The organism is Candidatus Desulfolinea nitratireducens, assembly GCF_982879505.1.
Genome location: NZ_CEYOSI010000196.1, coordinates 1 through 6,536, shown reverse-complemented (window position 1 = coordinate 6,536; position 6,536 = coordinate 1). Strand labels below are relative to the sequence as shown.

The following is a 6,536-nucleotide window of genomic DNA, read 5'->3' as shown; positions in this document are numbered from 1 at the left end:
AATTTTAGCGATAGTTTCTGGAGAATATGGCGAACGCCATGTCAAAAATATCAAAGCCCACGGGCCATCGTCATGGAATATTGAGACATGGCAGGCGCCCGCTGTATTGCCACCCGTTATTGATTATCCTGAAGATTATATTCCTGAGACATTCCCACCGGCTGATCTGATCCTCTCCTTTGCAGAGCATCGCGGTGTGGCTGAACTGATCCCCGAGATCGCAGAAAAAAACGGTGCGAAGGCTGTCATCGTTGCCGTAGATAACGAAACCTGGCTGCCACGCGGATTGGCCCGTCAGCTTCGGGGATGGCTGGAGAGAATGGATGTTGCCTGTGCCACGCCAAAACCCCTATGCTCATTAACCGAGCATGATTACGGGATTACCCGCCGGGACAGGCTGGCCTATGAGAGCCCGGAAATTTCTGCATTTGCAGAATATTTCGGTCAACCCGATCTGAAAGTGGAAGTTGATCCTGAAACGCGCACCATCTCATCTGCCAAAGTAAACCGGGATGCCGTTTGTGGATGTGCGCGTTATGTTGCAGAGGGGCTGATCGGATTGTCAGTTGACGAAGCCGAAGAAAAAGCTGGATTACTCCATCATCACTTCCCCTGTCTGGCCAGTATGACAAAACTGGACGATTTCAACCACGATACGTTGATGCATGAATCCGGTCATCTGGTTGTGGATAATATTAGTGAGCAGATCAAGCCCTTTAAAAACACAAAATATATCTCGCCTGGAAAACGAAGCCCTTAGAAAAGTAATGGGATGGATCAAAACCTGGTGCAAAATGTCATTGCGAACTGCTGAAGACAGCGCGGCAATCTCATACTTTAGGAGAGAAATGAACAGTCAAATATACGATTACGTCATCATTGGTTCTGGTTTCGGCGGCTCAGTATCTGCAATGCGGCTGACCGAAAAGGGCTATTCTGTTCTCATCCTTGAGCGCGGAAAACGCTACCGAGATAAAGATTTCCCGAAAAGCAACTGGAACCTCCCCAAATTTCTCTGGATGCCCAAAATGCGTCTTTTCGGCTTTTTCGAAATGACCTTTATGAACGGCTTGCTCGCGCTGCATGGCAGTGGCGTTGGTGGGGGAAGTCTCACTTATGGCAACGTGCTGATGGAGCCGGATGACAAGCTCTTTAGAACCGCCGGATGGCAGCATCTCGCCGATTGGAAAACGCTTCTCGCCCCACATTATGCAACCGCCCGCCAGATGCTGGGGGTAACACCCAACCCCAAACTCTGGCCTGCCGATAAGGAGCTTCAACAAATTGCGGGCGAGTTGGGATATGCGGAAAGCTTCAAGCCAACAGATGTGGGTGTTTATTTTGGTGACCCCGATCAGGAGGGAGAAACCGTCCCGGACCCATATTTTGACGGAAAAGGTCCGGAACGAGCCGGGTGCATCCACTGCGGCGGTTGTATGGTGGGCTGTCGGGAAAATGCAAAGAATATGCTCACGAAAAATTATCTCTACTTTGCGGAGAAAAATGGCGCAGAGATCATTGCGGAGGCGAAGGTTGTGGATATTCAACCGATTAGCCAATCGCTCAAGGCGGCGTCCCCGCCGCCGAGGACGGCGGCTAGAGCAATTGATAAAAAAGAAACTCACGCAGATATGGCTGGCCCAGGTTATCGGGTCATGTACCGGTCTTCGACATCACTCGTCAAACGGCAGCAAACTGAAGTTCACGCGAGAAACGTGATCGTGGCTGCAGGTGCAATCGGCACCATGGAGTTACTTTTCCGCTGCCGCGACGAGACCCGATCCCTCCCAAAAATTTCTCAACGCCTGGGCGATCAGGTCCGCACCAATTCCGAAAATATCATGGGGGTCACCACTCGCAATAAAGAGGTAAATTACTCAGAGGGCATCGCGATCACGTCTATTTTTCAGGCGGATGAGGTGACCCGGATCGAGCCCGTAAAATATGCGGACGGGGCTTCCTTCATCCGGTCGATGACTGCGCCGTTGGTCGAGGGGGATCACCCGATCTGGCTGCGTTTTGCAAAGACACTCTGGGAGATGATCCGCCACCCAATTGATTTTCTCTACTCAAAATTCTTTGCGCGCTGGTCGAAATTTACAACCATTTTTCTGGTCATGCAAACTGAAGATAATTTGACGCATGTCCGACCGGGACGCAATTTCTTTACCCTTTTCCTCAAGGGACTGGTATTGAAGCCCGATGCCGATTATCCGATCCCAAAGCAAATTCCGGTTGGGAATCAGGTCATCCGGACTTTTGCCAAGCGGACGAATGGCATCCCACAGGCGGCCTTTACCGATAGTTTGTTCAACTTCCCGACAACGGCGCATTTTATGGGCGGTGTCCCTATTGGAAGTGACGATACCGAAGGCGTGGTGGGAATTGATTGCCAAACCCATCATTACCCGGGTTTATATGTTGTCGATGGCTCGATCATGCCGGGAAACCCGGGGGTGAATCCCAGCCTGTCGATCACCGCGCTGGCTGAATATGCGATGAGCCTTGTGGGCGAAAAAACAATATAGCAGGTGTTAACATTTTTTCAACAATTCTTTGCTAAAATTTATCAAACAATGACAGAAAGATCGATTTAACAAATTTATTACTTGTTTTTTTTTCAGGAGACACTCAATGGCAAAAGCCTCTAAAACGGATGCACAATCTTTTTCGTTCAAAGCTGAAACCAAACAGCTGCTTAATATTCTGATCCATTCCCTTTATAAGGATCCGGAAGTATTCCTGCGGGAGCTATTATCCAATGCTTCGGATGCGCTTAACCGCGCTCATTTTGAGATGCTGACCAATCAGAATATGCTTGATTCAGAGGTGGAGCTCAATATCCGCATCACGGCAGATAAAGATAAGGGGATGTTGACCATCCAGGACACCGGGATTGGGATGACGAAGGATGAGATCATCGAAAATCTGGGGACTATCGCCCAATCGGGTGCGCGCAATTTCATCGAAGCAGCCAAAGATAAAGAAGTGGATATCGCTCAAATGATCGGGCAGTTTGGAGTCGGTTTCTATTCCGTATTCATGGCGGCCGAATGGGTTCGAGTGACTTCACGCTCCCACAAGTCACGCGCGAAGGCGGTCAGTTGGTATGCCACCGGGGAGGATAATTTCGAGGTCAACGCTGCTGAGATGGACGAACGCGGCACAAAAATCGAAATCAAGTTGAAGAAAGATGCGATTGAATTTGCTGAAGAGTACCACCTGAAAACCATCGTCAAAAAACATTCAGACTATATTGGCTTCCCGATTTATGTCGGTGAGAGCGATGAGCAGGTCAATAAACAGACCTCACTCTGGCGCACACCCAGAAGTGAGGCCAAAGACGAAGAATATCAGGATTTCTATCGGCAGCTCACATTGGAATTTGAAAAGCCTTTGCTCCATATCCATGCCGTCACTGATGCACCGGTACAGCTTTATGCGCTGCTTTATGTTCCCAGCAAAGGAGAACGGGGTATGTTTTCCCTGCGAAAGGATGATGGACTTAAGCTCTACTCCCGCAATATTCTGATCGATGAATATAATAAGGACCTGCTCCCTGAATATCTGCGTTTCGTCCAGGGTGTGGTCGATTCGGAGGACCTGCCTCTAAACGTCTCCCGCGAAACCGTACAATCCGTCGGTCTGATGCCCAAACTGAAAAAGATCGTCACCGGGCAGGTCATGCGGGAATTGGAAAACCTCGCCAATAATGATCCTGAAAAGTTCAATACTTTTTGGGAAGAATTTGGGATCTATCTTAAACAGGGCATCGCTGCTGAACCTCTGAATACTGAAAAAGTGCAGCCCTTGTTGCGTTTCAAAACCAATCTTCACACAGAAAGCTGGTCATCCCTGGATGAATATATTGAGCGGATGAAGGTTGAACAAAAAGAGATCTATTATATTATCGGTAACGACCCCAAATCGGTACTGCTCAGTCCGCACCTGGACTATTTCCAGACACAAGGAACCGAGGTATTACTCCTGACAGATCCAATGGACTCCTTCATGCTGATGGGATTGCAAAAATATAAGGACCATGATCTGAAAAACGTCGCCCAGGCAGATGTTGAAACACCGGAAGCAGGCGAAAAGGAGGGCGAAGCGGAAAAAATTCCCGAGGGTGAATTCGGTCCGTTGATCGAGCGCTTTAAGGGAATATTGGGGGAACGTGTTACAGATGTCCGCGCCAGCAATCGATTGTCGCAATCGGTTGCCCGCCTGGTCGACCCGGATGACAGTTTAAACCCGGAGTTGCAGCGTGTTTACCAATATCTTGGCAAGGAATATGAGGTGCCCAAAAAGATCCTCGAGCTGAATCCTTCTCATACAATTTTGAAACTGCTCATCACAAAAGAATCGGACTCTGATCTGCAAACGGAAATCATCGAGCAAATCTATGAAAGCGCATTGCTGGTGGAAGGGCTGCACCCCGATCCATCCAGTATGGCACCACGCATTCAGAAACTAATGGAAATGCTTCTTTCGTAATTCAAAATATCATTGGACTTCCGCATTGTATTAGTCCTTATCCCAATGCTCTGCGTTGGGGTATTGTTAACAAACAGCAACGCAGAGCATTGCTGCAAGATAAAATATATTTAAAATAAAAGGTCCCATTCCTTTCAAAGGAACGGGACCTTTTTCGTTTAGCTATGATTTGCAACGTAACTTGCTACTGCCTCAGGGAATAATCTGCGTTTTCTCCGCAGACAGCTCTAGCTTGAACTTCCCCAGACGTTTACCCAGTGCTTCATAGAAACGCCGGGCATCTTCTTCCTTCTCGAAGGCGCAGACGAAATCATCGAACAAATCTATGAAAGCGCATTGCTGGTGGAAGGGCTGCACCCCGATCCATCCAGTATGGCACCACGCATTCAGAAACTAATGGAAATGCTTCTTTCGTAATTCAAAATATCATTGGACTTCCGCATTGTATTAGTCCTTATCCCAATGCTCTGCGTTGGGGTATTGTTAACAAACAGCAACGCAGAGCATTGCTGCAAGATAAAATATATTTAAAATAAAAGGTCCCGTTCCTTTCAAAGGAACGGGACCTTTTTTGTTTAGCTATGATTTGCAACGTAACTTGCTACTGCCTCAGGGAAGAAATCAGCCAGATCGGGGTGCATCTTGTCGAAATTGGCCTTGAAGTCGAGGCTCTGCCCATACATCGTGGCGAGGCCCAGCAATTGATCAAGATTCGGCGTCCAGAAGTAATCCATATGCTTGCGCCAGCGACCAACGATGGCCTGGACTTCAGGCGAGTCCGCCCCTTTGGACATGGCTGCGATCATATCGGTATAAACCTGGTTTCCCTCATCCATGATAGCCTGCTTTTTCTCGGCTGAGTAGCCCTTCCACTTGCGATTGGAAGCGCGGACAGTTTCGGGGTCATATTTACTCTCAGCCTCTTTGGCATATTTTTCCTGTTCTTCATCGCCAAAAGCTTTAAACAGCGCTTTTTTACTCATCTCTTTTTCTCCTTTCAAATGTTTAATCGTATCTTCCACCGTGCTGATCAGATTCTCGGTGCGCGCCATGCGTGCCCGGAGGGCGTCCCAATGCGATTCGAGGGCTTTGATCTGATCAAAATCGGGCGCATCCAGCAGAGAGCGGATCTCCTTTAAGCTGAAATCCAATTCCCTGTAGAAGAGGATTTGCTGGAGGCGCAACAGGGCTGCATCGTCATATTGACGGTAGCCATTTGCGGCGATCTCGGCTGGCTTGAGCAAACCAATTTGATCATAATAGTGCAGCGTGCGCGCGCTGACTCCGGCCAGGGTGGAAAGTTCTTTTACGGTGTACATAGAAACCTCTGTCTCTGCGAGGAATCCCGAAGGGGTAACGTCGCAGTCTCCTGCTGGCGCGGAGATCCCACGTCAGGCAGACGCCCTCCTCGCGATGGCTACGTCAGTATAAACCCTGACGTTAGGTTAATGTCAAGGGAAATCATTCGGAGGGTTTCAGAGATTTTTTGGGGGAGTGCCTAAATTAGCGGGGAAAGCCTGACTTGTCTTTGCGAGGAGGGTTTTGTCCGACGAAGCAATCTCCCCGACAATCTTGGGGATTGCCGCTCTCGCTACGCTCGCGCGCAAGGACCAATACTCACCAACTTAGCCACTCCCGTGACCTGGAGGACACTGAACGCTACCCAAATCCTTGTCATAATAAACACTAAGTTTGATGGTTATACAAAGGGAGTCGGTCGGAAAAATTCCCTTCATCATCAAAATACACTCCCCTTTCAATATTTTATTATGAGCAATTTCTCTGGTCTTTTTTTCGATCGTGGTCCTGACAGCTGACCCGATACCTTCGATCCCCAGGATTATCCCGCGCAGGGTTAATATAAATTCTTATATAAAGATACAGACTTAGGCATGATCTTTGGTCATAGTAGACAAGTACTTATACTGTTATACTTTGTATATTACCACTCTTGGGGGTGGATATACAGCAAGCTTCGGATATACACAGTTGAACGAACGTTTGTTCTACTGTCTATTAAGTGGGACAAAATGGAATAAGAA

General features: G+C 48.2%; 4 protein-coding genes. 3 read left to right on the top strand and 1 reads right to left on the bottom strand.

The window, feature by feature from the left end; all coding sequences use genetic code 11:
• The 3 genes from AC3DOM_RS14305 to htpG form a co-directional block, all read left to right on the top strand.
• The coding region (locus AC3DOM_RS14305; RefSeq protein ID WP_487919723.1) for a DUF166 domain-containing protein at nucleotides 1-760 on the top strand (760 nt) is incomplete at its 5' end.
• Between the two features lie 88 nt (nucleotides 761-848).
• Nucleotides 849-2,528 (top strand): GMC oxidoreductase, encoded by a 1,680-nt coding sequence (locus AC3DOM_RS14300; RefSeq protein WP_487919722.1) that lies wholly within the window; start codon nucleotides 849-851, stop codon nucleotides 2,526-2,528.
• A gap of 106 nt (nucleotides 2,529-2,634) precedes the next feature.
• Nucleotides 2,635-4,494 carry a molecular chaperone HtpG gene (gene htpG / locus AC3DOM_RS14295; RefSeq protein WP_487919721.1) on the top strand — a complete coding sequence of 620 codons (1,860 nt, stop codon included), beginning with the start codon at nucleotides 2,635-2,637 and terminating at the stop codon, nucleotides 4,492-4,494.
• Between the two features lie 575 nt (nucleotides 4,495-5,069).
• Here htpG and AC3DOM_RS14290 read toward each other — a convergent pair.
• Complete coding sequence (locus AC3DOM_RS14290) at nucleotides 5,070-5,813, bottom strand: MerR family transcriptional regulator (protein ID WP_487919720.1); 744 nt, start codon at nucleotides 5,811-5,813, stop codon at nucleotides 5,070-5,072.
• Between the last annotated feature and the right edge of the window lie 723 nt (nucleotides 5,814-6,536).